The following is a 3,205-nucleotide window of genomic DNA, read 5'->3' as shown; positions in this document are numbered from 1 at the left end:
CAACCAGGCGAGGGAGGGGCTACAGCTCGGTAGGAATCCCCGCGCCTGGTTGACGTTTCACTGGCTGCTGCTACCTTGGCGGTAGTCTTACGCTTGCCTCCACGTCCGTTTAATGTCTCGGATTGCCCACCCGCGACTAATATATTTATTGCTGCGTTTTCCAGAGCGATCATGCTTACTACCACAATTAAGGCATTCCCACTTCCTGACTCAAAGGTCTAATTTTCCACCTTTAAAACCACAACACGACCATACTTGGGATTTTGGTTCCCAACAACTAATATTATGTCCGGTAGCATCGGTATTGTATAGCAAAGGTAGGGAACACTTAACTGGGAACACTTAACTGGCAAGAATACTTGGGGGCAAGAAAAAAAACTTAAATTTCCTGTAGATATTCACCCTTGGGTTTACACAAACGCGCCCCAGCGGACATGATCTAATTACTCTTAGAACGCGACCGTATTTTTCTGTTTTCCCTTCTAACAGCTTCCTAAATTGCCTCCAACCTAAATCTGATATTGATCTAGATAATTTACGGTCTCTTGGTGCGCGTTCCCTCTCTTGGTCGGCATTCCCTTGCGATTGTCGTCGTCGCGGGGTCTGACCGCTAGCGACTGTCGTCGTCGCGGGGTCGCACCGCTTTTTTACCATTCCAGAAACATTGTCATACCTCTAAAACAATTGTTTGGTTTTCACGAATTATTTCGGTGGATAATTTATGTAGAAAATCTGTTCTTGTATCCTTCAGTTTGGCATGAAACTTAGCAACTCTAACTCGCGCTTTTTCATAACGATTTGACCCTTTAGTTTTCTTAGACAATGACTTACTTAATTTTCGTTAGCGCAGCTCCTCTGTTAGCGCAGCTCCTCCGGAGGAGGCAAGAGGCTACTTCTTAATCCGTTTTTTTAACGGTTTGGGTGCATCAATTTTTTGACCATGTAGGGACGTTGCATGCAACGTCCCTACCGTAGTTGCATGCAACGTCCCTACCGTAGCAAAAGTAGAAATGCCTAAATCTATACCTACTGAATTATCAGTATGAGCCAAGGTTTCTAGTATAATTTCTACTACAAAACTTAAGAAATACTTAGTAGGGGCGATTCGCATAGATGCCCCTACAATCTTTAATCACTGTTACTGATGATGGAGCAGCAGGTAATTCTCACAGGCGAAACAATTTTAAGCTTTCCAATTTTTGTTAAATAGACTTTATGTTGACTAATTTTAAACCCTCATGCATGTAAACCTTGCAGTTTGTTTTAACTTTCTAGTTTTGAATTTAGGATGTTTAACAGGTTTACCTTTTCTCTTACCTTTGGTTGACTTAAAAAAGTTAGAGCAACGCCTGGTTTAAATCATTTAAAGATTGCTGCAATGGTATAGCATAAACCTCTGACAACCATTCCCTATTTTCAGTTTTTTTAGCTTGAGTTATAAACTGTTTTTGTAGTTACGAATTAGTTGGTTTCTTTTCTCCTAATTTATATTTATGTTGGCAGCAATCTAGACTATCATTCCAAACAACACGGACACAACCAAATAGCTTTGCTAATCGGTATTTTTGTCATGGTGTTGGATAGATACACTACTTAAATCTAGCTTTCATCATTCCTATATGAACTAATAGTATGATAACATAATTTATTGAATAAAAAGCAATTTAAAAGTCGCCCTTCTAGGGCGAGGCTTTAGACTCAATTTTTCGGTAAAAATTTTTCAGAAAAGGTTAAATATTGATGCGCGTAATATTAATGACGGGAAAAGGTGGCGTTGGCAAAACATCAGTGGCTGCCTCAACAGGACTACGTTGTGCAGAGTTAGGCCATAAAACTTTGGTTCTCAGCACTGACCCAGCTCACTCCCTAGCAGATAGCTTTGACATGGAAATGAGCCACGAACCTCGGAAGGTTAGGGAAAATCTTTGGGGTGCTGAGTTGGATGCTTTGATGGAGTTGGAGGGAAACTGGGGAGCTGTAAAACGTTATATTACTCAAGTTTTGCAGGCGCGGGGTTTGGATGGTGTGCAAGCTGAGGAGTTAGCTATTTTGCCGGGAATGGATGAAATTTTTGGTCTGGTGCGGATGAAGCGTCACTATGATGAGGGGGAATATGATGTTTTAATTATTGATTCTGCTCCGACTGGTACTGCTTTGCGACTTTTGAGTTTGCCGGAAGTGGGGGGTTGGTATATGAGGAAGTTTTATAAGCCTTTGCAGGGAATGTCGGTGGCATTAAGACCTCTTTTTGAACCTATTTTTAAACCTATTACTGGTTTTTCTTTGCCAGATAAGGAAGTTATGGATGCTCCTTATGAGTTTTATGAGCAAATTGAGGCTTTGGAAAAGGTTTTAACTGATAATACTAAGACTTCTGTGCGGTTAGTTACTAATCCCGAAAAGATGGTAATTAAGGAGTCTTTACGCGCTCATGCTTATTTAAGTTTGTACAATGTTTCTACAGATTTGGTAGTAGCTAATAGGATTATTCCTGATTCTGTGACTGACCCTTTCTTTAAAAAGTGGAAGGAAAATCAACAGCAATATCGGCAAGAAATTCACGATAATTTTAGACCTTTGCCTGTGAAGGAAGTGCCTCTTTATTCTGAGGAAATGTGTGGTTTGGCTGCTTTGGAGAGATTGAAAGAAACTTTGTATGGAGATGAAGACCCCAGTCAGGTTTACTATAAAGAAAATACTGTTAAGGTAGTGCAAGAGAAGGGGAATTATAATTTGGAGTTATATTTGCCTGGAATTCCTAAAGAGAAAATTCAACTGAATAAAACTGGGGATGAGTTGAATATTAGAATTGGTAATCATCGTCGTAATTTGGTTTTGCCTCAAGCTTTAGCAGCATTGCAACCTGCGGGGGCAAAAATGGAGGATGATTATTTAAAGATTAGGTTTGCTGAAGTGGCAAAGGTTTAGGGGAGTTATTTTGTTGTGGGAGCAGGTTTTAATTTTTTTCTTTTGCTGAAGGCGTAGGGATTATTTTTATATCTACTCCTACAATAAAAAATTAAAAGTCAACATAATTTATTTGGTTTTTAGCAGCAGTTATCTAATGTAAGTCTGTAATAAGTAGGTAGGCACGAAAAAATCAAACTATGTAAAGATAAGTAAATACGGAAAGTTGATCTATCAAGGTGATTTTTTTATGGGCGCTCGTTTCAGGATTTTTCTCACTCGTGAGCAAGACCAAAAA

4 protein-coding genes and 1 pseudogene are annotated in these 3,205 nt (G+C 39.6%); 1 reads left to right on the top strand and 4 read right to left on the bottom strand.

Features of this window, described 5'->3' with window-relative positions; genetic code table 11:
• From F6K22_RS36955 to F6K22_RS36940, 4 genes and pseudogenes are all read right to left on the bottom strand, one after another.
• Nucleotides 1-185: hypothetical protein (locus F6K22_RS36955; protein ID WP_293109716.1), on the bottom strand; the 185-nt coding region annotated here is incomplete at its 3' end.
• Nucleotides 186-667: 482 nt separating this feature from the next.
• Nucleotides 668-823, bottom strand: coding sequence for a transposase (locus F6K22_RS36950; protein WP_293109714.1), 156 nt, complete (start codon nt 821-823; stop codon nt 668-670).
• A 66-nt stretch (nt 824-889) separates the two neighbouring features.
• The gene (locus tag F6K22_RS36945; protein WP_293109712.1) at nt 890-1,111 is read right to left on the bottom strand and encodes a hypothetical protein; all 222 of its coding nucleotides are present in this window, start codon (nt 1,109-1,111) and stop codon (nt 890-892) included.
• A 343-nt stretch (nt 1,112-1,454) separates the two neighbouring features.
• Nucleotides 1,455-1,523: pseudogene (locus tag F6K22_RS36940) on the bottom strand (hypothetical protein); the annotation flags it as partial.
• A gap of 217 nt (nt 1,524-1,740) precedes the next feature.
• Here F6K22_RS36940 and F6K22_RS36935 point away from each other — a divergent pair.
• Complete coding sequence (locus F6K22_RS36935; RefSeq protein WP_293109711.1) at nt 1,741-2,928, top strand: TRC40/GET3/ArsA family transport-energizing ATPase; 1,188 nt, start codon at nt 1,741-1,743, stop codon at nt 2,926-2,928.
• The last annotated feature ends 277 nt before the right edge of the window (nt 2,929-3,205 follow it).

The sequence above is a fragment of the Okeania sp. SIO2F4 genome, assembly GCF_010672385.1.
Lineage (GTDB): Bacteria > Cyanobacteriota > Cyanobacteriia > Cyanobacteriales > Microcoleaceae > Trichodesmium.
This window is presented reverse-complemented; position numbering and strand designations above follow the sequence as displayed.